A 20,442-nucleotide genomic window follows, 5' to 3' on the forward strand; every position below is an offset into this window, starting at 1 on the left:
GTTTGGCGGGCGATCGTAAGACGGAAAAAAGATTGTGAGTAAGTTGGTCGTCTTCAAGTTTGGTGAGGGCAGTTTTGCACAGGGATTTCCTGTGACGCTGCAAATTGGTGACGATGGCCAAGCATCTGCGATCGAGGTCAGAGGGAGATTTCCTGCTGCTCCAGATATTCCTCAGCTATATCAGCAGTGGCAACACCTCTACTATCGGCTGGGAGGCATGCGAATTGAAGTGCCCCCTGCCCAAGTCACCAATGTCTCCACCGTGACCGAGTGCGACCAAGCCGCCCAGAAATTACGAGCCAGCTTAATCCACTGGTGGAGCCAAGCCAGTGTGCGAGATTTGCGGGAGCAGGTCCAAGAAGAGGTACAGCGGCATGAGGCGGCGCGGGTAATTGTACAGACTCAAGATCTCCTCTTACGCAAGTTACCTTGGCATCTGTGGGCCTTATTTGAACGTCGTCCTGGCGCTGAAATGGCGCTCTGTGCCGATTACGCACCTCCTTCCCCACCGCTGCACAGCCCAGTTAGAATTCTTGCGGTGTTGGGTAACAGTGAAGGTATTGATGTCCAAGCCGATCGCGCAGTTCTAGAGCAGTTGCCAGGAGCCAAGGTGACTTTGCTAGAAAAACCCTGTCGCCAGCAGCTCACTGAACAGTTGTGGAGCCAGCCGTGGGACATTTTGTTTTTTGCGGGACATAGTTCTAGTGAGGAACGTGGACAAATTCAAATTAATGACACCGAAACCCTCTCCCTCGATCAGCTCCGTTATGGCTTAAAGGCAGCAGTTCGCAACAATTTGAAGCTGGCCATTTTCAATTCTTGCGATGGCTTAGAACTGGCTCGACATCTGGCAGATTTAGGCATTCCGCAGGTAATTGTGATGCGAGAACCTGTGCCCGATCCAGTAGCTCAGGCATTCTTGCGCTATTTCCTGCAAGCTTTTGCCCAGGGTCAGTCGCTATATCTATCTGTGCGTCAAGCGAGAGAACAGCTACAAGGAATGGAAGGAGACTTCCCTTGTGCTTCTTGGTTGCCTGTGCTCTGCCAAAATCCAGTGGAGTCTCCTTTGGCCTGGCCTGTGGTTAGAAAACCCTATGGTCTTGCCAAAACATTGTTTGGAGGGGCGATCGCGGCTCTCTGCACAGGCATGTTACAGCCGACTCCCCCCTTGCCAACACCCTGGGCCAACCGCATCAGCTTGGGCGACAAGATTTTAGTCCGGGCGAGCGCCACCCCCACTAAAGAAGCAGGCGTTAAAGCATTCCGTACCAAACAATTCAGTTCGGCAGCGCAGCAGTTTCAAGCCTCGCTGCAGCAACAACATAACGATCCAGAAACCTTAATCTACTTAAATAATGCTCGCATCGCTAACCAAGCAGCAGTTAGAGTTGCAGTTAGCGTGCCGATTGGTAGCAACCTGAATGTCGCTCAGGAGATTCTTCGGGGAGTGGCTCAAGCTCAGGATGAGATTAATCGTCAAGGAGGTCTGCGGGGACAACTCTTGCAGGTGGCGATCGCGGATGATGAGAACCAACCAGCGATCGCCCGTCAGATTGCCACAGCACTAGTGAAGGATACTCAGACCATAGCTGTGGTGGGACATAACGCCAGTGATGCTTCTGTGGCAGCCGCTCCCATTTATGACGAGGGAGAACTGGTGATGCTGTCCCCCACTAGTTTTTCTGACAAACTCTCCTCTAGCGGCAAATATATTTTTCGCATGGTGCCCAGCATTCGCTTCATTGCCGATGCCTTGGCCCGCTACACCATCAAAAATGACTATAAAGTCAAAATTGCTATCTGCTCTGACACAGCGGCTGTGGATAATGAATCTTTTCGCAATCAATTTACGGCAGCGGTTTTTGCCGATGGGGGGCAGTTTATCAATGTTCCGTGTGACTTCTCCGCTTCTGACTTTAATGCTGAAACCGCGATCGCCACAATCATCAGTAGCGGAGCCGATAGTATTCTCCTCGCTCCCCATGTCGATCGCATCAATAAAGCTGTGGAGATGGCACGCGCCAACCAAGGGCGTTTAACTTTATTCGGCAGCCCAACGCTATATACTTCCCAAACCCTCCAGGCTGGACAGAACACAGTTAATGGCTTGGTGTTGCCTGTGCCTTGGCATCCTACACCACGGGCTAAACACTCTTTTCTCCGCGAAGCTCAGCAACTTTGGGGCGGCTCGGTAAACTGGCGTACTGCTATGTCCTACGATGCAACTAAAACCGTATACATGGGATTACAACATCAACAGACTCGCAAAGGTTTAAGAGATACCCTCAGAAGCCCAGATTTTCTACTGGAGGGAGCTAGCGGCGTTATTCAATTCCTTCCCTCTGGGGAGCGCCGAATTGTGCCAAGCATTGGGGTATTAGTAAAAGTACAACCTAGTACCAAAGCTCCTCTGCGTTACGAGTTTGCCCTTCTCAAGCCATAACTTCCAAATACTAATTGCTGCTTGGGAATGACCTGCGATCGCGGTAGAAACGTTGAATCAACAGAATTAGTGCTGCAAGGTAGGCCACAAGAGCTGCGATGTAACCGATGCCGAATTGAGCACCAAATGAGTGCATCGTGACCGCAAATATCGTTAAATGGATCAGCCCAAACAGAGCGGCAACGATGCCAAGGACAGGCTTGTATGCTCCCAAGGGGATCAGCAACCCTCCCAGCACGACAATCCAGTTAGGAATGGCATAAATTCCCAATCGGAATCCTCCTTGCCAAGCCGTGAATGTATCACTAGAACCAGCAAAGGCACCACTAGCCAGTCCTAGCTTTGCAGGTAAGTTCAAGTTCTCAGGTGGAGGGATATTAGGATCTATGAGTGCATCAGATTGTAACGAAGCCCAAGGCAAAAAGGAAGCCGCTAAAATCACTGCACTCAGCAAGAGTAAAGTTGTTAGCACTGTAAATCGCATCGAATTTCGGCGTTAGATGAAGCTGACTGGCGGGGGTAAAGCAGTTATCAGGTTAGTCATTTATCATGAAGTAAGGTAAAGCGTATCTCAAAAAGTAGGGTTAAAACTCATGGCGTTATTTGGATTTGGCAAAAAGCTGAGCTTGCCCACGCCAGCAGAAGCCTTACCAGGACGGGCAGAACCGATGTCAGTCCCGGAAAAGCACTACGTCAATGGCAACCCCTTGCAGCCACCTTACCCCGCTGGGCTAGAAGTGGCAATGTTTGGCATGGGCTGCTTCTGGGGCGCAGAGCGGAAGTTCTGGCAGCTGCCGGGTGTGTTTACAACTGCCGTGGGCTATGCTGCTGGCGTGACCCCAAACCCCACTTATCAGGAAGTTTGCTCTGGTATGACTGGGCACAATGAAGTAGTGCAAGTGGTGTTTGACCCCAAGCAAATCAGCTATGAGGCTCTGCTGAAGGTATTTTGGGAGAACCACAATCCGACCCAAGGCATGCGCCAAGGCAATGATTCTGGAACTCAATATCGCTCTGGAATTTATGTGTATTCGGAGCAGCAACATAAGTTGGCGGAAACTTCGCGGGATGCTTACCAACTAGGCTTAAGCAAAGCAGGTTACGGAACCATCACAACGGAGATTATTGAGGCTCCAGAGTTCTACTACGCAGAAAGCTACCATCAACAATACTTAGCGAAAAACCCCAACGGTTACTGCGGCTTGGGTGGGACTAATGTCTGCTTGCCAGACGTGATTCAAGCTTAGGGCAAGACTCTAAAGTTTTACGCAGTTTTGCGATCGCTGGCAGCACTAACCCTGCCAGCTTTGTTGTTTTTTGCTGCCCTAATTTATTGGCGTATATCGGCGCGATCGCCCATTTTTTCAGGGAAGCTCTGGAGGCAGTTGCCCCCAGAAGCTTAGTGCTATTCCCAACCCAGAGGCGGTTCAATTAAAGATTGATCAGATTTGCCAACTGTTACTCCTGGCTTATCCACAATTTTGACTGTGGTTGCTTGTGGCCCCTCTTCTCCGTCTTCCACAAAGAAACGCACACCTGTGCCAATTTCCAGGCGATCGAAATCATCGTGGAGGACGCTATTACGGTGGAAGTAGATATCTTGACCATCTAGAGTTTTGATAAAGCCGTATCCTTCTTCCCGAAAGATTTTGTTGACTAAGGCAGTCGTCTCATAGGGTTCTTGGTTTTGAGACTTATCACTTTCGTGCTGACGTTTGGTGAGTTTGCTTAGCTGGCGACGTGCGGCGCTGAAAGCATCCCGAATCACAGTATCGAGTTCAACATATTGCGTTTCTTCTCCAGGGTTAGAGTCAGCCACTAATTCATGCCCAGGAGGTACAGTCATATCAATGCGGACTCGGTAAGGAGAACCGCTGCGAGGGCGATCGTGGATTTTTTCTACAGCAATATGGCAACTGCTAATGTGGTCACAAACTTCTTCTAATTTGGCAACCTTTTCATGAATGAGAGCATCGATCGCGGCTGTTTTCTCAACATCACGATAGGTGACTTCTAAAGGAACTTTCATATTGGTCTCTCCAATGATTAGGCACTTCAGGCTTGGAGTAGAAATTGAAGCCCTCCTGAATAGGGGAGGACTTCAATTTCTACTAAAACCAGAAATACTCGGAAATGAAGCTATGACCTCAGACAACCCCGCACTACTTCCACAACGGTATGCGTGGAGCTAGCTAAATTATTTCGGTCAAAGCCGCTGAAGTCAGAGCTAAAGCTGGATTTGAAATACTGCTTTCGATCATGCTATGCGGCGATCGCTGCGGCGGATTCTATCGCAATACAGAAATCAAAACTCAGTTGTGCCTCTAACGGCTTAGGCAGCTTGACTGAGGCGGTTATGGGGTCAAGTGCTAACCTGAGACTGACTAACCCCCAACGGGCGATCGCGTTCTGCCAGTACCCGCTTCAAATTCTACCTACAGCAAGGTCAGGCTGTGCTGCTCCAGCCAGTCAAAGATTTGATCTAATTGGGTTAAAGTGACTAAACCGTATTGCCAAAGCACCATTGGCAACAGGCTAGGAGATTCTGAGTGTTGCCAAGCTAGCATGACGGCAGCAGCAGGAATCGCCAAATCCTCTTGCAAAAATCGCATGAATGATTGATTTCTAACTTCCATCGTCCTCACCCTGTAGTTGGTTTGCAGTTACATCTCTGCCGACAACTCGTTTACAACCTGCACTCGACGTTGTTTCAAAGCATGAAGTAAACGGTCAATCGTGCATTGCTCCTCTGCGCTCATGTCGTTGCTTAGGAGGGCTGCCAGGATGCCATAGCGATCGGCTAAGGTGATCTTGCCAGAGCTGCTGACTTGAGCAAATAGTTCGGAGAGAGCAGAGGGCAAGAGGTTAACAGGAGGCATCGTGACGTTCAGGAACTCGCTACTGTTAATATCCAATTTTTCTCAGCCCATTCCAGTGATAGACCAAGCTCAGCCTTGTGATAGTTAGCCTGTGATCAGGTGACGAGCATCACGCGATTGCTAACCTCTAACATTTCAGCTCTCTGGAGCTACGCTTAAGTCATAAGCTTGCTCTGAGCTATTCCCCCAAAAACCAGTATCTTAACCATGATGGAATGAACGAGCTACGGCTATACTGCCGCTCCATCAAAGAGTCAAAAACGGTTTGATTGAGATAGCAATAATTCGAAGAATAGGAAGACCAAAGATTACCATCCTCAAACATCACAATTGCAGGCAGGTATCCTTGTGGCGCTGTTGGAAAATATTTGAGGTCAGTGTAATATAGCCGCCCATCCTCAAAGGACCAGCCGACGCAATCGATAAAAGCAGCATAAGCACGTTCGTTCGTCCAAGAACCCTCTTTCGGAGGATAAATGTTCAAGATCTTTTTCCAAATACGCTGCTGCACACTAAAACCAAAGCGTCCTTTACTATACTTAAGCCATAACTTATTGATTATCTTGAGATCTCCTGGGGGAATTTCTTCTACCGTAAGAGTAGGTATATAAGTCTGGTAAGGCATCAAGCTATAAATAAACCTTGCTGTTTCCTCATCAGCCTCTTTCCATTGTCCAGCTTCAAGTAGATCATGCAATCTTTTATACTTGCCTTCTACTACAAAGATCGAGTTATTGCCTGTGTTTGTAGGAACTTCATCGGCAAGTTGAACTAGCTTCTCAGCGATTTCTTCTACATCAGTAGTAGAGTAGCCTAACGACTTCTTCCATCTGAAAAGATTTTTTCGAAATTTAGGGTTCCTATAACCTTCAGTTTTCAATTCTTGAGTAACTCGCTCCTCAGCTTCTTCTTTAGAGTAGTCTTGTGTTCGAAGCCGATTCAAAATCTCCTGAATTTGAGTAGTGAAATCAGATAAATCCTGACCTACATATATTTGATTTCCTTGTATATTGATGTAATCGCCGCCGATGAACTCATTGTAGTTTCCTTCACCTACATTAATAGTTCTATACTGCTCTTTATCACTTTTTTGAGAGAAATGATTTTGGAGACTTTTAGGATCAAGTTTTGAGCTTAAAAAACACAAAAAGCATCCTAGTCCAGACAACAAAATTCCTAGCAAGAATCCGGTTGACGTTGTTTGGCAAGCAATTAAAAAGCCAATTGCAATGAGAAACAAACCAGCAAGATAGTATCTCCAGTGAATTGGAATTCTGGAGGCTAGTGCAATCACTTGCTTTACTATAGCGGTCTTTCTCTCCTTCATTGATGCTAATTGCTTGCTTAGGACAGAGAAGAGTTTATAGATTTAGTAATTTTAAGGCGATCTTAACTACTTCAACAGCAGCTTGACCTATAAGACCATTTGCAACGCCATTTTGTATGTACTTTCCTAAGGTAGCCAATTGTTGCTTGAAGGCAGGTTGACTTTTGGCTTGATTTGCTAGCTCAGTAGCAACCACCTTTTGAGCCGCTTCTAAACTATATTGTTTTTCGTTTTGGAGTTGGATCAAGCGTTGCTGAATTTGAGTGTCAACCTGAGAGAAGTCCTGATTCGTACTTATGTAATTACCTTGAATGTTTATTGAGTCTCCCTGGACAGATTCGTTATAGTTTCCGCTACCCATATTGATGATGCGATCGCCACTCATACAAAAATCCGTTTAGTGTTTTTAGGATCTTAAATCCCTTTCGCTTGAATGTGGATAGTGGCGTTTACTACAACACTAAAAGTTTAAAGATAAGCTTCTCATTGCCCCAAGCGATCGCGCTTAATAGCCGTCTCTATGTAGAAAGTTAGGTAACCGTCACTGCCTCTACGATCAGGTAGAGCGAGCTAACAGGAATCCTCCTACCCCAAAGCCAAAGATGTTTGGTAGCCAAGCTGCCATGACAGGGGAAAAAACTCCTGCTTGTCCTAGAGCTGCCGTGAGAAACGCCAATGTGTAGTAGACAAAGATAATCAAAACGCTGAGGCCAAACCCTGTAGCTCGGTTGGTGCGGCCTGGTTTAGCGCCCAACACCGCACCAATCAGACCAAAGACCACGCAAACAAAAGGAAAGGCATATTTGCGCTGAATCTGTACCCTCAGCTTTCGTAGAGTTTGCTCATCCGCACTTTGATTGAGCAAAGAGAGATATCGCTGCGCCTCCGCAATGTTCATCTCGTTACTATCTTTATTCCACATTGCCAGATCAAGTGGGGTACGGGCGATCGCGAAAGGTTGCTGCTGAAACTCTTGAATGCCACTATAGGAACCATCAGGAGCAACAGCATAGATAGTGCCCTCAAAAAAATTCCAAGCGCTTTGGGTAGGATTCCAGAGAGCAGATTTGGCTGACACGATCTGTTGCAAGTTCTTTTGATTAAACGTCAGCACCGTCAGGTTGATCATGCGCTGACCATCAAATTGTTTGGCGTAAAACAACTGCGATAGAGCCTGTTCTGTTTTGCCATCTGGTCGCTGGATATCACTAAATTCTCGGTAGAAAATATCGCGTTCTTGAAAGGAAGGGCGATCTTTCCTCAGGGTTTGATTCAGTAAGACAGAAGCTTGATAAGTGGTCTGAGGAGCGATCGCTTCATTCAAGGCAAACGTACAGCCTGTCACCACTAAGCTCAAAATCAGCGCTGGAACTACTAACCGTCGCACACTGATCCCACAACCCCGCAACGCAATCAATTCGCTATCGGTGGCGAGCCGACCGTAAGCAATCAATGCTGCCAGCAAGGTGGACATGGGCAAGGCATAAACAACGAACTCTGGCAGGCGCAGAAAAAAGACCTGAATCGCCAAATTCAGGGGTAGATCATCGCCTGTCACCTTGCGGACTAAATCAAACAAAGTGCCAATCGAAACCGCGATCGCCGAAAATGCCCCCACGCCAAATAGAAACGGCATGATTAGTTGACTGGTGATGTAGCGATCCATCAAGGACAAGCCACCTGTCAACCAAGTTAAAGGCCAGAAGAGAAAGCGGAAAGATTTTGTGATGCTAGTCATAGAAGCCGAAGCCTGGCAAACAGTCGAACCGAGCTGCAACGCTAACGTTGGAAGTTGTCTCCTAGGTAGTACTGTCGCACCAAGGGATTATTGTAGAGTTCTTCGGCGTTACCAGAAGCTAAAATTTGCCCGTCCCGCATAATATACGCGCGATCGGTAATCGCTAGAGTTTCTCGCACGTTGTGGTCTGTAATCAAGATCCCCATTTGGCGATCGCGCAACCGACTGACAATTTCTTGAATTTCCGCCACTGCGATCGGGTCTACGCCTGCAAAGGGTTCATCCAGCAACAAAAATTTCGGGCCTTCTCTTCCTGCTGCCAAGGCTCTGGCAATTTCGGTTCGCCGCCGTTCGCCACCCGAAACCCTAATTCCCAAGGTGGAAGCAACTTTTTCCAAGCGAAATTCTTGTAGCAAATGGTTCAGGCGCGATCGCCACTCTCGCCGAGGAATCTTGGTCTGCTCCAGCACTAGCAAGATATTGTCCCGAACGCTCAAATGCCGAAAAATACTAGGTTCCTGCGCCAGGTAACCGATGCCCAACCGAGCGCGGGAGTGCATTGGCAAAGTGGTGATATCGCGGTTATCCAGCCAAACGCGGCCTTGATTAGGCTTTTCCAATCCAGTCGCGATGTAAAACGTGGTGGTCTTCCCGGCACCATTCGGGCCGAGCAAACCGACGATTTCCCCTTGGGAAACCGATAGGCTGACCCGATTGACGATTGTGCGTTTGCCGTAGGACTTGTGAATATTCTCCAGAACAATCTTCAACGATTTACTCCCAGCCTAGCTGCATCGCAGACCAATCGGCCTTGATGGTATCAAAGATGAGTGGCCTGAGGCTACTTCCACTGAGTAAACCCCTAAGATCCAGGTGTCGCATTAAAAAGGTGGGTTCGCTAAAGCGGGTGGAGTTGCTGGGGTTGATGCTGGGTCAGCCACAATATAAATCGATTCCACTTGTTTGCTGGTTTGGGGTAAGGCAACAAAGCGACCTTCGTCAATCAGATACGTAATATTTTCGCCCCGTAAGCTATTGCCTTGCTGCAAAACGTACACGTTGCCACTCAGGACAATCCGGCGTTCGCGGCTAAAGTATTGAGCCTGAGCCGAAGTTGCCTGAATTTGGCGGGCTGGGTAAGTAATTTGCACATTGCCACGGGCCGTAACTACACCCGTTTTGGCATTGGCCTCTTGCACATCAGAGCGCAGGGTTAAGGCGCGGCCTGGAGCAGTTTGGGCTTCAGCGCTTTTGAGCGTAGCGGGTAGAGCGATCGCGGCTAGGGTCGCAGGAACTAGCAAGGCCGCAGCGAGGCGACGGCTAGTAGAACGGGACAGTTGGGAGAAAGGCAGCATAGGTCGTACAAGTTCAGAGGGCAAAACAGTAACCGGGTCAGACCTCAGGCTGGAAGAGAGGCAAAATCTCTGTAGGTAGTTTACCGAATCCTGGTGCCTAGTTCAGGAGAAAGTGCGAGCAACTGAGGTAGAAACTTTGACGATGCTTGTCCCCTGGAAGTTTCGCAGCCGCTAACCTCTGTCATTTATACCTGCGAGTATCAAGATGGGGCAACTAAAACAATTTGGGGCCAACAAGGTGCGGGTTGGGTTTCAGAGAGAGCGATCGCTTCCTCTCCCACCTGATTCGCTTGCAACTGCTGTCTCAAACTTTCCACGTTTTCAGGGCCTAGGGCTTGAAGTTGCTGCAACAAGGTGGCACTTTGCTCCAGTAAATGCGTTACCTCAATGCCGCCGTAAGTCGGTTGGTAGTCTCGTAAACGATTCATGCCCTCACCTAGCAGGATCGCTGCGCCGCGCCAATTGAGGTTTGACAAATGATAGCAAGCCACCGCAATCTGCAAGATGCCCTGGTAGAACCGCCGCAGTGGATCAACTTCCTCTAGCCACAGCGCTTCTAGAGTGTCATGACAGGCATAAAACTCGCCTTGATTAAACTGCTCCACCGCCTGCCAAAACTCTGGTGGCATGGTTTCACTCATAAAGCCTTCCTGACGCAGCTTCCTCAGCTTAAGCCGAGAGGCTGCTTCTAACCACAGCTAGCTCAGCCATCGAAATTTCCTGCTGTTGACCCGCAAAGTCATTCTCGCGCTGTAGAAATAGCATGCAATGGCATTCTTGGCGCTCCCGCATGGGTACGCAAGGGCAATTCCAAAACGTCGCATTCACCTCTGCCTCTTTGTCTTCGTAGTGCCGACAGGGGCAGAGGGGACAACCCAATTGATCTTTATGCTTGGCTAAACCCTCAATCACTACAGCCGTCACGGACAAATCAACGCAAAAGTAGGTGTTGGTGCGCTTGGCATAGGTTTCGGCAAAGTTCCGCATCGCTTCCAAGTTTTTTTCACTCGCGAGGGTGCCGTTTTCAGATGAGTTCATAGGGCAAGCTCTTTCATACAAGCGTATTCCCGCATTGTATCGCAGCCCTTCTCTGGGCTAAAGGAAACCAAAACCTAGATAACTCGACTGATAACTCATAACTCCTAGCTCCTAACTTCTGGCCCTGGCTCTTGGCTCTTGCTTTCTGAATACAAACGCTGTAACTGCGATTGCAACTGAGTTTGTAAAGATTTATCTAATTGGATCACCAAGCCAGGAAACTCTAGGTCGCTAGTGGCTACTAAATGAGGCTTTTGGTTTGTAGGTGGCCACAAAAGCCAACGGCTACCGAGAGGCAAGGTATTCAGGCTTTGGGGATTTTGCGTCAGCCAAACCATGGGCAACTCAGGTAAACTCTCTGCCCGCACTTCTTCGCCAGCGTAGGTACCCGCTAATGCCTCTAAAACCGAGCGATCGCCTTGGAGCAACCCTGTACCCGCCGTCCACAGCTTCACATGAGTATCCCGGTGAGCCATGTAGAAATACAGCGACGCTGCCGCAATTACCGCTTGTTCAAAATCATCGGCTTGCCAAGCCCCCGCACTATCTAGGCAAATGACAATCTCTTCTCCGCCTGTAAAAACTTCTAACTCCCGCACTCGAAATTCACCATAACGAGCGCTTGTCCGCCAATGAATTAAGCGAATCGGATCACCCCAACGGTAAGGTCGTAAAGCCCGAGTAATCCCTTCTGTAGCGTTTTGGGAGCGGCGGCTACTGTGAAACTTGGGGCTGTTCTCTCGCCCAATTTCATCGATTAGGGGGCAAGCTGTGAGGGGTAAAACCGTAGGATAAACGATCGCCGCTGCTTTAACGGTGCGCTCCCGCCGACACCAAAACAATCCCAAAGGTGCTGCGGTGCGGAGTTGTAAATTGTGCCAGCGATACACCCCCCGCTTCTCAGTCGGCTGGAAGTAAGTCCAGCGGTAAGTTTTTCGAGGTGGAATCGCTTCCACGACCGTTGCCGCAGGTTTCGCCAAGCGATAGGGCAGCAGATCCCGAACTTGCAACAGCGTCTTGGCTTGGGCGGTGCGGTTTTCCAGGTCTAGCTCAATGGTGAGGTCACTCCCCACACTGACCGGATTGATCGGACGGCGTGTCACCTGAATGCCTCGCAGCGATCGCTCTGGCAAAATGGCGGCAACCCCCAACAGGGCCACGATCACCCCGCTCATCACGTATAACCAACCAGACAGGGTATTGGTGCCCGCTGCAAAGAAGAAAATGGCCAGCCCTGCTAGGAGCCAACCACTGTAGGAGGGCGTGACCCAATGCGTTTCTAGCCAGTCAGCGATTCGCTTGCCAAGGTTCATAGTGGATGCCTATCCTGAAGCCAAACCGTTCGTCGGAGTTGGCTCCAGTCTAGACCAAGCGATCGCAGACTTGAAAGCCCTTAAGGTAGGGCAGGCGATTCTACGGGGGTGGTTAGCGGGGTAAAGCGAGGGGGTAGGCTGGCATCTTGCGGAATGAAGTTGGGGGCAAAATCAACGACTGGGTCACCAGCATCCAGACAGGTTGCCATTGCATTGGTTGGGGTGAGGTCGTCAACCCGGCGGCTCAATCCCACGACACAGTCCGCAAAGCGCTTGGGTAGCAAACTACGGCGGCAAGTATCCAATACTTCTGGGAGGGCGGGGTTTTCAGTCTCGCGATTAATGTCTACCACACAACTGGCAAGTTCTAGCGGCCGTCGCACTTGGCGGCAAGTCAAGAGAGCATCCAGACCTGCGACTGACGTTTGGCGGGTAATTCGCTCAACACAGTTGGCCAAATCTCTGGGACGGAGTACCTCTCCACAAGCCTCAGCCACAATGGGGGGATCAATCCCCGCATCTAATAAGTTAGCGGCACAGGTTTCATATTCATTACGCTGAGTTTGAAACAAGAAAGCAGCAGCAGGGTCTGGAGGTATGGCAAGAACCAATAACCCAGCGATCGCCAGGGGTGCCCCAGACAAACGAAGTAAGTAGCGCGGAAGATCGATGTGACGCATAACAGCTACTAGAAGGAGAGCAACAAAATCAACTAATAATCAACAAGCGAAGCTGCGGTGATTGTCTCATATTGTTTAGGATTTGGGTCTAGGGTTTAGGTTTAGGGTTTACGGTTGGTTGAGAAAAGGTCAGTAAAACCATCTAGAGTGAAAAAGGTAACTAAAATCCATTTCAACGACCCAGGGGGTACTCCGGTATGCACCTGAGTGAACTGACCCATCCCAACCAATTGCGGGGTCTTTCGGTTCATCAACTGCAACAAATCGCGCGTCAAATTCGAGAAAAACATTTACAAACAGTTGCCGCCAGTGGCGGTCACCTCGGCCCCGGATTGGGAGTCGTGGAACTGACATTAGGGCTTTATCACACCCTAGACCTCGACCGCGATAAGGTAATTTGGGATGTGGGTCACCAGGCCTATCCCCACAAATTGATTACAGGACGCTATCACCGCTTTCATACCCTGCGCCAAAAGGACGGGGTAGCGGGCTACCTAAAGCGCTGTGAAAGTAAGTTTGACCACTTCGGTGCGGGTCACGCCTCTACTAGTATCTCAGCAGCCTTAGGGATGGCTTTAGCCCGTGACTTGAAGGGTGAGAAGTTCAAATCAGTCGCCGTGATTGGGGATGGTGCGCTCACAGGGGGCATGGCGTTGGAAGCCATCAACCATGCAGGGCACTTACCCAAAACCAATTTGCTGGTAGTGCTCAATGATAATGAGATGTCGATCTCACCCAACGTTGGAGCATTGTCTCGCTATCTCAACAAGATGCGTCTCAGCCCCCCCATGCAGTTCCTCTCGGACAACCTCCAAGAGCAAGTCAAGCAGCTACCCTTTGTGGGCAGTTCGCTTTCTCCGGAACTGGGTCGGATCAAGGAAGGCATGAAGCGCTTGGCCGTTCCTAAGGTGGGAGCGGTATTTGAAGAATTAGGCTTCACTTACATGGGGCCAATTGATGGACACAACTTGGAAGAGCTGATTGCTACCTTTGAGCACGCTCATCAGCAAGTGGGGCCAGTTTTGGTGCATGTGTCTACCATGAAAGGTAAGGGATACGCGATCGCGGAGCAAGACCAAGTTGGCTACCACGCCCAATCGCCGTTTAACTTAGCAACAGGCAAAGCGGCTCCTTCCACGAAACCCAAGCCCGCTAGCTACTCCAAAGTGTTTGGCGACACATTGGTGAAGTTGGCAGAGAACAACCCCCGAATTGTGGGTATTACAGCGGCTATGGCGACTGGGACTGGCTTAGACAAGCTTCAAGCCAAGCTCCCCAAGCAATATATGGACGTAGGAATTGCTGAGCAACATGCAGTGACAATGGCTGCGGGTCTTGCCTGTGAGGACATTCGGCCTGTCGTGGCGATCTACTCCACCTTCCTGCAAAGAGGTTACGACCAAATTATTCATGATGTCTGCATCCAAAACCTGCCTGTCTTTTTCTGTATCGATAGAGCAGGAATTGTCGGTGCTGATGGTCCTACCCATCAAGGCATGTATGACATTGCCTATCTGCGCTGTATCCCCAATATGGTGCTGATGGCTCCTAAGGACGAAGCTGAATTGCAGCAGATGATGGTGACAGGCATCAACTACACCGATGGTGCGATCGCTATGCGTTATCCCCGTGGCAACGGTCATGGTGTGGCCTTGATGGAGGAAGGCTGGGAACCTCTGCCCATCGGCGAAGGAGAAGTCTTACGCCAAGGTGATGATGTCTTGCTCGTTGGTTTTGGCTCAATGGTCTACCCAGCCATGCAAGCCGCAGAGATTCTCAGCGAACACGGGATTGAAGCCACTGTCGTCAATGCTCGCTTTGCCAAACCACTAGACATCGAACTGATTGCTCCTTTGGCGCAAAAGATCGGTCGGGTGGTGACGCTGGAAGAAGGTTGTCTCATGGGTGGCTTTGGCTCAGCAGTAATGGAAGCGCTGATGGATCACAATGTGGTGGTGCCTGTCATGCGAATTGGTATTCCTGATGGGTTGGTTGAGCACGCAACCCCAGAGCAGTCTATGGTGACGCTAGGCCTCACCCCTGCTCAAATCGCCGATCGCATTCGCACCACTTTCGTGAAATCAACTGTCACGGTTAGCTGACAACTTTACCTACCTCTATTAATTCCTAAGGTGGGCAGTGCCCACCTTTTTTAGTTTAAACATCAGCTCTTTATCTTTTGATTCAGATCAAGCTTCACAAAATTTTTTAGATTTAGCTCTGTAATCAGCTTCAAACTTTACTGCTCACCTATCTCGATCATGTTATCTTGGCCCTAATTTACTTGTATAAGTTTGTCAACCAAGATCTAAATCGTTAAAAAGTTAATTGGGCTAATTATAATGAAAAGCTTACTAAGTAGGGCTCAATCTAAGAAACTAGATTTTGATTTCTATTTTAGAGTCGCACTTTACATACTAATTTCAGCATTTATCCTATTAAAGATTCTATCCTCCAATCACAACTTGTATTTCGATCGCGATGAAGTTAGAAAACTATTGAGAACATCAGGTTTCACTAATCAACAATTCATTCAGTTGACGTACAACGCGGAACCCATCAACGTCAACAAACTATTGGGTCAATATCAAGTCCCCTGTGGAGACTGCAAACCAAAACCAAATCTATCAGCTTTAACTAACAATTTAGAACATCCACCCCTTTACTATATACTTTTGCAAAACTGGTTATTAGGAATTGGCTATTTATTCAATTCCAAGCTGTTTTCAACCCTAATTTCAATCGCAACAATACCAGCAGTTTATTGGTTAGCCCAGGAAATCTTTAACAACTCTCAAATAAGCTTGCTCAGTGCAACTCTCTTTACTGTATCGCCCTATTTATTTTCCATGGGCCAACACGTCAGTCAATATTCGCTGTGGGGTGCATTAATTTGTTTGTCTAGTGCTCTATTCGTTCGGGCCGCACGCAATAACAACAAGCTTCTCTTTACGCTGTATACAGCAACTAATTTACTTGGTCTGTACACACACTTATTCTTTATTCTTCTGGTCTTTTCACATGGTTATTATTTAGCCCTCAATCGCTCTTGGCGATCGCTACAGTACTACTGGATCTCACTTTCCTTTTCAATCTTATGTTTCACACCTTGGGCTCTAAGTATTTTGTCCCAACGTGAGAAATTTGAAGAAACTGCTGGTATCTCCGATGAAAGCGTAGGAGCTGCACCTAATGTGCTAGGTTCTTTTATGAACGGAACCACTGCTGTAATTCAAACTTTTTGGAAAAATTCTAATGTTAGTTTACTCAGCAACGATTTTGTCCAAAACCCGCTGGCAATCTCTATTGCGATTTTTATATTCGCTACTCTCACTTACTATATTTGTTTGAGGCTATCTACTCAAAAGAATAGCTTACTAGTTTTATCTGTCTTGTATGGAACGATGTTGCCACTGATGCTGCTCGGCACTCTTTTGGGTCATGGTTTAGCTTATAAGGTTCGATATTATTTACCTGCAGTTATATTTTTTATTATCGGCATTAGCTTTTTCATTGTTCAGCAATTACAGCATAGGGATCAAAGAAGACAATTTTTGGGGATAGGGCTGTCAAGCTTGGTATTACTCTCTAGCTGCATCTCTACCTCTAATTTGTTTGTGAAAGTAGTGTCAAATCAGAGTTCAGGCCCTCAGCTAGGCGCAGCTTATGAGTTGGTTGCTCCAGTGATTAATCAGGCAAATAAACCATTGATCATTAGTAGCGAGGAATATATCAAAGTTTTAATGCTAAGCCACCGTCTCAAACGCAATGCTGAATTTCTTCTGCTATCTAATGCGAGCAGTAATTTAGTACAAGTCATTCAACCAAAAATTACTGAATATCAAAACTCATATAGCGAGATTTTCATCTTTAACCCATCGAAAAACATTAGTGAGTCTTTGACCCAAGCAGGCATCAACTTTAACAAATTTCCAGAGCGATGGAGAAAACCAGTTGCTTACCAAGTTCTTAAGTAGTGGTACATCAGAAGAGGCGCGATTTCTTGCCGTAAAACCTTAGTAAGCGAAGTCGGCAGCGTAGGATACAAGTATGCGTCTTTTCGTGCGATCGCCCTACCCTAGCCCCACCCTATGACTGCAACGGCTCCTGCTAAAACGATTCCTCCTTGGCTGCCTCGTCAGGCATTTCTGGCCAAGAGTTTTCATTGGATTAATCTGATCAGTTTGTTTCTCATGGTGACTAGCGGGTTGCAAATTTATAATGCGAATCCTGTGTTTGGGGGCCGAGCAGGTTGGCAAATTCCGCCTATCTTTGCGCTAGGAGGATGGTTAGCAGGAGGACGACATTGGCACTTTGCGGCGATGTGGTTATTCTCCTTAAATCTGCTGTGGTATGGTCTTTATGTTTTGGTTTCGCGTCGATGGCGACATCGCTTTGTGGGCACAAACGACCTCAAAGCTTTACAACGTAGCCGTAACCCACAACGTCGCATCTACGCTTGGCATCGGATTGCTTACACTGTCATCGTGCCAATTTTGTTGCTAGCTGTCTTAACTGGAATTGGCATGTACAAACCCGCCCAGTTTCCCTGGATTGTGGATATGTTCGGTGATTGGCAAGCCTTACGGATTGTGCATTTTAGCTCCGTGCCCATTGTGGTGCTGTTTGCGATCGCCCACTCTTGGCTAGGTTTGAAAGCGGGTGGCTCACGACTGCTGGAATCTATGTTTTGGTAGATAGTGTTTTGGTCGGCAGTGTTTTGATAGAGAGTACTTTGGTGATAGGACAATGGGTTTGATTCGGGTTCCCCAGTCTCAGTTCAATCAGCTCAATCGGCGGCAATTCCTACAAGTCTCTGGGCTTTCCAGCCTAAGTTTTCTTTTGGGCGGTTGCGGTGGGCCATTATTTGAAGACATTGTTGGCAAAGTGTCTGAGCCGCTAAATCAACGAGTAGAAACTCTCTTATTTCAACCCCAAAAACTGATTCCAGAATTTCCTTTAGGAGCGATCGAACCTGAAGCCTTGATTGTCAATTCCTTTCGGGGCAATCCAGTGATTGATCCAACTACTTTTCGCTTAGTGATTGATGGAGAGGTGAACCAACCTTTAAGTCTGAGTATGGCTGAGATTCAGCAACTTCCCCTGACTTCGATGGTGATTCGTCATGTCTGTGTCGAGGGATGGGCCGCGATCGTGCAATGGGGTGGCGTCAGGCTGCGAGAGCTAGTGGCGCTGGCAGAACCAAAGCAAGAGGTGAAATATGCCTACTTCCAGTCTGCGGATGGTTACTACGGCAGTTGGGATTTACCTTCGGCCTTGCATCCTCAAACTTTGATGGCTTACCAGAAGAACGGAGAACCTTTGCCTGTAGAAAATGGAGCTCCGTTACGTTTAGCCTCTCCGGTCAAGCTGGGCTACAAACAGAGTAAATGGGTGACTCGCATCACCTTAATGAGCCAATTAGGGCGGGTCAAAGGTTACTGGGAAGATCAAGGTTATGAATGGTTTGCAGGGCTTTAATTTTCACCCAACTTATGAGGAGAAGTTGCTCAAGGTTGCATTCCTAAAAACTGCCGAATCACAGTGACGATCGCCTCTTTATCTTGACGGCTGGCATTGAAACCACATTGTAGCGTCAGGACGCGATCGCCTCGCAATAACAGCACACCTTGGTATGTAGCCTTAGACTCATCAGAGTCATGATGCCAGCTAGCCAACTGCAATTGCACATCTACGATGTCTTTCAAGGCAAATTCAGTGGTTTTGGTTTTGGGCAGTCTATGATGCCGAACGGTCAGCGAGTTCAAGGCTTTGTCAAATTGATAAGTTACAGCTTGACCTGCGATGAGAAACAAAAGCGCTCCACAGCCAAACCAAAAGACTACAAATAAGGGAAACCACCAAAGGTAGTTTAGCCAGGAATTGCTTGCACTCAGCCACAACAGCAGTACTGGCAAGACGATCGCTATGCCTGCGGCCAACCTCCAAACTTGAGTAGGACGGTGACGCAGAACCAGTTTTGTCGCAGTTTGTTCCACAGTTTTCATAGTTGCCGCCGAGTCAAAGCCTGATGATTTAGTAAAAGCCTCTATGAAAACTTTCCCTAGAAGACTGATCGAATTGTTAAATGCTGTTGTTTTTCGACGCTGAAACTGGACAATTCCGGTGCAGCCAGCCAATCTTCAGTAGGAGACCGTATCTGCAACTAGACAGCCTAGGGCGGGAAATACTGCATGAGCTTTTTCGACAAACTCAATGAAGCGATCGCTCGCAACCAGAGCTTGCTGTTTTTGGGGCTGGACCCAAACCCAGAAATGATGCCCGCCCATCCTGGCAACACGTCACCGGAAGCGTTGATCGAACAGTTATGGGACTGGCTGCAATTCGCGATCGCGGAAACCGCTGATTTAGTTTGTGCCTATAAACCCACGTTAGGCTTCTACACAGCTTTAGGCGCTCCAGGTCTAGAACTACTCCAGCGCACGCTTGCGGCTATCCCAGAGCATATCCCGGTGATTCTAGATGCCAAACATGCGGACCTCAACACCAGCACTTTAATTGCTCGGACTGTGTTCGAGGAGTGGCGGGTGGATGCGATTACGCTCAATCCTTATGCAGGCCAAGACCAAATCGCGCCATTTCTGATGTATCCCGGCAAGGCAGCCTTTGTACTTTGCTGCACTTCCAACCCAGCCGCGATCGCCCTGCAAACTTATCCCAACGCCCAGGAACCACTGTATGTTCAAGTTGTGCAGGAGGCGAGAAGCTGGGGTACGCCGGAACAAGTAGGCTTAGAAGTCGGCACTACTTCACCCGAAGTATTGAGAAAAATTCGAGCGATCGCGCCAGAACGCTTGATTCTAGCCCGGAGTATCTGGGCCGAAGATAGTGATTTAGCCGCATTGCTAGCCGCAGGCTTGAGCTTCGAGGGAGATGGGTTACTGATTCCGGTGCCCCAGGATTTAGTCAGCAACAAGCATTTGGGTAGAGCCATTCAGTCGTTAAGCGAAGAAGTCAACCAAATCCGAGTGGAACTGGTGGGGCAGGCTTCTAACTGCGACCTATGGATACCCGATGTTTGCCCCTTAGATCAGCACCCACATTTAGATCTAATTCTGCAACTCTACGACATTGGCTGCATCCTATTTGGGGAGTTTGTGCAAGCTTCTGGTGCTACCTTTCCCTACTACATCGATCTCCGCAAAATCATCTCCAATCCTCAAATCTTCCACCAAGTCCTAACCGCTTATGCGGATATTCTGCAAGATCTAAGTTTCGATCGCATTGCTGGGATTCCCTACGGCTCCTTACCAACTGCTACTGGCCTGTCGCTCCGCCTCAATTACCCAATGATTTTCCCTCGTAAGGAAGTTAAAGCTCACGGAACTCGGCGCGTGATCGAAGGCAATTTTCAGCCTGGTGAAACGGTAGTGGTGGTAGATGACATTTTAATCAGTGGCAAAAGCGCGATCGAAGGAGCGGAAAAGCTGAAATCAGCAGGCTTAAATGTGGAGGATATTGTGGTGTTTATCGACCATGAACAAGGCGTCAAAACGCGACTGCAAGAGCAAGGCTATCAAGCCCACTCAGTTTTAAGCATTTCTGAAATCACGCATACACTCCACCAAGCTGGACGACTCACTGACCAGCAATTTCAAGCTTTTGTAGAACATTAAAAGCGATCGCGAATTTGGCTTTCAACCTATTA

Annotated in this window: 21 protein-coding genes; 7 read left to right on the top strand and 14 right to left on the bottom strand. The window is 48.3% G+C overall.

The features are described 5' to 3' along the window. Positions 1 to 34: 34 nt before the first annotated feature. Positions 35 to 2,443: an ABC transporter substrate-binding protein gene (locus H6F72_RS12395; RefSeq protein WP_190435538.1), complete on the top strand. Its 2,409-nt coding sequence runs from the start codon at positions 35 to 37 to the stop codon at positions 2,441 to 2,443. Between the two features lie 10 nt (positions 2,444 to 2,453). Here H6F72_RS12395 and H6F72_RS12400 read toward each other — a convergent pair whose 3' ends face one another. Then, positions 2,454 to 2,927, bottom strand: a complete 474-nt coding sequence (locus H6F72_RS12400; RefSeq protein WP_190435541.1) for a hypothetical protein — start codon at positions 2,925 to 2,927, stop codon at positions 2,454 to 2,456. Between the two features lie 109 nt (positions 2,928 to 3,036). On the opposite strand from H6F72_RS12400, the gene msrA reads away from it, so the two are divergent. After that, positions 3,037 to 3,690, top strand: coding sequence for a peptide-methionine (S)-S-oxide reductase MsrA (gene msrA / locus H6F72_RS12405; RefSeq protein ID WP_190435544.1), 654 nt, complete (start codon positions 3,037 to 3,039; stop codon positions 3,688 to 3,690). A 158-nt stretch (positions 3,691 to 3,848) separates the two neighbouring features. Here the strand turns inward: msrA and H6F72_RS12410 are convergent, their stop codons facing one another. The 12 genes from H6F72_RS12410 to H6F72_RS12465 form a co-directional block, all read right to left on the bottom strand. Further along, positions 3,849 to 4,472, bottom strand: coding sequence for an HPF/RaiA family ribosome-associated protein (locus H6F72_RS12410; RefSeq protein WP_190435547.1), 624 nt, complete (start codon positions 4,470 to 4,472; stop codon positions 3,849 to 3,851). A 406-nt stretch (positions 4,473 to 4,878) separates the two neighbouring features. Further along, entirely contained in the window at positions 4,879 to 5,055 is a 177-nt protein-coding gene (locus H6F72_RS12415) for a DUF2949 domain-containing protein (RefSeq protein ID WP_370527492.1), read from the bottom strand. 51 nt (positions 5,056 to 5,106) lie between these two features. Beyond that, on the bottom strand, positions 5,107 to 5,322 hold the full coding sequence (locus H6F72_RS12420) for a hypothetical protein (protein WP_190435552.1): 216 nt from the start codon (positions 5,320 to 5,322) through the stop codon (positions 5,107 to 5,109). 178 nt (positions 5,323 to 5,500) lie between these two features. Then, positions 5,501 to 6,649 carry a GUN4 domain-containing protein gene (locus tag H6F72_RS12425; protein WP_190435554.1) on the bottom strand — a complete coding sequence of 383 codons (1,149 nt, stop codon included), beginning with the start codon at positions 6,647 to 6,649 and terminating at the stop codon, positions 5,501 to 5,503. Positions 6,650 to 6,683: 34 nt separating this feature from the next. Next, positions 6,684 to 7,034: a hypothetical protein gene (locus H6F72_RS12430; RefSeq protein ID WP_190435561.1), complete on the bottom strand. Its 351-nt coding sequence runs from the start codon at positions 7,032 to 7,034 to the stop codon at positions 6,684 to 6,686. 171 nt (positions 7,035 to 7,205) lie between these two features. Then, positions 7,206 to 8,387: an LptF/LptG family permease gene (locus H6F72_RS12435; RefSeq protein ID WP_242016908.1), complete on the bottom strand. Its 1,182-nt coding sequence runs from the start codon at positions 8,385 to 8,387 to the stop codon at positions 7,206 to 7,208. 41 nt (positions 8,388 to 8,428) lie between these two features. Further along, complete coding sequence (gene lptB, locus H6F72_RS12440; RefSeq protein ID WP_190435564.1) at positions 8,429 to 9,157, bottom strand: LPS export ABC transporter ATP-binding protein; 729 nt, start codon at positions 9,155 to 9,157, stop codon at positions 8,429 to 8,431. Positions 9,158 to 9,268: 111 nt separating this feature from the next. Continuing rightward, a complete protein-coding gene (locus tag H6F72_RS12445) occupies positions 9,269 to 9,742 on the bottom strand; it encodes an LptA/OstA family protein (RefSeq protein ID WP_190435566.1) in 474 nt (157 codons plus the stop codon). A 200-nt stretch (positions 9,743 to 9,942) separates the two neighbouring features. Then, complete coding sequence (locus H6F72_RS12450) at positions 9,943 to 10,383, bottom strand: DUF309 domain-containing protein (protein ID WP_190435569.1); 441 nt, start codon at positions 10,381 to 10,383, stop codon at positions 9,943 to 9,945. 28 nt (positions 10,384 to 10,411) lie between these two features. Then, positions 10,412 to 10,780 carry a ferredoxin-thioredoxin reductase catalytic domain-containing protein gene (locus tag H6F72_RS12455; RefSeq protein ID WP_190435573.1) on the bottom strand — a complete coding sequence of 123 codons (369 nt, stop codon included), beginning with the start codon at positions 10,778 to 10,780 and terminating at the stop codon, positions 10,412 to 10,414. A gap of 104 nt (positions 10,781 to 10,884) precedes the next feature. After that, positions 10,885 to 12,093 carry a DUF58 domain-containing protein gene (locus H6F72_RS12460; protein ID WP_190435576.1) on the bottom strand — a complete coding sequence of 403 codons (1,209 nt, stop codon included), beginning with the start codon at positions 12,091 to 12,093 and terminating at the stop codon, positions 10,885 to 10,887. Between the two features lie 80 nt (positions 12,094 to 12,173). After that, positions 12,174 to 12,773 (bottom strand): hypothetical protein, encoded by a 600-nt coding sequence (locus tag H6F72_RS12465; RefSeq protein ID WP_190435579.1) that lies wholly within the window; start codon positions 12,771 to 12,773, stop codon positions 12,174 to 12,176. Positions 12,774 to 12,970: 197 nt separating this feature from the next. Here H6F72_RS12465 and dxs point away from each other — a divergent pair, with 197 nt between their 5' ends. The 4 genes from dxs to H6F72_RS12485 all read left to right on the top strand — a co-directional run bounded on the left by dxs (position 12,971) and on the right by H6F72_RS12485 (position 18,254). Beyond that, positions 12,971 to 14,875 carry a 1-deoxy-D-xylulose-5-phosphate synthase gene (gene dxs / locus H6F72_RS12470; RefSeq protein ID WP_190435582.1) on the top strand — a complete coding sequence of 635 codons (1,905 nt, stop codon included), beginning with the start codon at positions 12,971 to 12,973 and terminating at the stop codon, positions 14,873 to 14,875. A gap of 474 nt (positions 14,876 to 15,349) precedes the next feature. Beyond that, positions 15,350 to 16,750: a glycosyltransferase family 39 protein gene (locus tag H6F72_RS12475; RefSeq protein WP_206755435.1), complete on the top strand. Its 1,401-nt coding sequence runs from the start codon at positions 15,350 to 15,352 to the stop codon at positions 16,748 to 16,750. A 114-nt stretch (positions 16,751 to 16,864) separates the two neighbouring features. Further along, entirely contained in the window at positions 16,865 to 17,470 is a 606-nt protein-coding gene (locus tag H6F72_RS12480; RefSeq protein ID WP_190435588.1) for a cytochrome b/b6 domain-containing protein, read from the top strand. Positions 17,471 to 17,522: 52 nt separating this feature from the next. Further along, on the top strand, positions 17,523 to 18,254 hold the full coding sequence (locus H6F72_RS12485) for a molybdopterin-dependent oxidoreductase (RefSeq protein WP_190435591.1): 732 nt from the start codon (positions 17,523 to 17,525) through the stop codon (positions 18,252 to 18,254). A 29-nt stretch (positions 18,255 to 18,283) separates the two neighbouring features. Here the strand turns inward: H6F72_RS12485 and H6F72_RS12490 are convergent, their stop codons facing one another. Continuing rightward, positions 18,284 to 18,781, bottom strand: coding sequence for a hypothetical protein (locus tag H6F72_RS12490; protein ID WP_190435594.1), 498 nt, complete (start codon positions 18,779 to 18,781; stop codon positions 18,284 to 18,286). 186 nt (positions 18,782 to 18,967) lie between these two features. Here H6F72_RS12490 and H6F72_RS12495 point away from each other — a divergent pair, with 186 nt between their 5' ends. Then, positions 18,968 to 20,410, top strand: coding sequence for a bifunctional orotidine-5'-phosphate decarboxylase/orotate phosphoribosyltransferase (locus tag H6F72_RS12495; RefSeq protein ID WP_190435596.1), 1,443 nt, complete (start codon positions 18,968 to 18,970; stop codon positions 20,408 to 20,410). The last annotated feature ends 32 nt before the right edge of the window (positions 20,411 to 20,442 follow it).

This window comes from Trichocoleus sp. FACHB-46 (assembly GCF_014695385.1).
Classification (GTDB): domain Bacteria; phylum Cyanobacteriota; class Cyanobacteriia; order FACHB-46; family FACHB-46; genus Trichocoleus.

Bases quoted from the DNA above. Each gene is read 5' to 3' on its own strand.
- H6F72_RS12400 (WP_190435541.1), bottom strand. From the start codon at position 2,927: ATGCGATTTACAGTGCTAACAACTTTACTCTTGCTGAGTGCAGTGATT.
- msrA (WP_190435544.1), top strand. From the start codon at position 3,037: ATGGCGTTATTTGGATTTGGCAAAAAGCTGAGCTTGCCCACGCCAGCA.
- H6F72_RS12410 (WP_190435547.1), bottom strand. From the start codon at position 4,472: ATGAAAGTTCCTTTAGAAGTCACCTATCGTGATGTTGAGAAAACAGCC.
- H6F72_RS12415 (WP_370527492.1), bottom strand. From the start codon at position 5,055: ATGCGATTTTTGCAAGAGGATTTGGCGATTCCTGCTGCTGCCGTCATG.
- H6F72_RS12420 (WP_190435552.1), bottom strand. From the start codon at position 5,322: ATGCCTCCTGTTAACCTCTTGCCCTCTGCTCTCTCCGAACTATTTGCT.
- H6F72_RS12425 (WP_190435554.1), bottom strand. From the start codon at position 6,649: ATGAAGGAGAGAAAGACCGCTATAGTAAAGCAAGTGATTGCACTAGCC.
- H6F72_RS12430 (WP_190435561.1), bottom strand. From the start codon at position 7,034: ATGAGTGGCGATCGCATCATCAATATGGGTAGCGGAAACTATAACGAA.
- H6F72_RS12435 (WP_242016908.1), bottom strand. From the start codon at position 8,387: ATGACTAGCATCACAAAATCTTTCCGCTTTCTCTTCTGGCCTTTAACT.
- H6F72_RS12445 (WP_190435566.1), bottom strand. From the start codon at position 9,742: ATGCTGCCTTTCTCCCAACTGTCCCGTTCTACTAGCCGTCGCCTCGCT.
- H6F72_RS12450 (WP_190435569.1), bottom strand. From the start codon at position 10,383: ATGAGTGAAACCATGCCACCAGAGTTTTGGCAGGCGGTGGAGCAGTTT.
- H6F72_RS12455 (WP_190435573.1), bottom strand. From the start codon at position 10,780: ATGAACTCATCTGAAAACGGCACCCTCGCGAGTGAAAAAAACTTGGAA.
- H6F72_RS12460 (WP_190435576.1), bottom strand. From the start codon at position 12,093: ATGAACCTTGGCAAGCGAATCGCTGACTGGCTAGAAACGCATTGGGTC.
- H6F72_RS12465 (WP_190435579.1), bottom strand. From the start codon at position 12,773: ATGCGTCACATCGATCTTCCGCGCTACTTACTTCGTTTGTCTGGGGCA.
- dxs (WP_190435582.1), top strand. From the start codon at position 12,971: ATGCACCTGAGTGAACTGACCCATCCCAACCAATTGCGGGGTCTTTCG.
- H6F72_RS12480 (WP_190435588.1), top strand. From the start codon at position 16,865: ATGACTGCAACGGCTCCTGCTAAAACGATTCCTCCTTGGCTGCCTCGT.
- H6F72_RS12485 (WP_190435591.1), top strand. From the start codon at position 17,523: ATGGGTTTGATTCGGGTTCCCCAGTCTCAGTTCAATCAGCTCAATCGG.
- H6F72_RS12490 (WP_190435594.1), bottom strand. From the start codon at position 18,781: ATGAAAACTGTGGAACAAACTGCGACAAAACTGGTTCTGCGTCACCGT.
- H6F72_RS12495 (WP_190435596.1), top strand. From the start codon at position 18,968: ATGAGCTTTTTCGACAAACTCAATGAAGCGATCGCTCGCAACCAGAGC.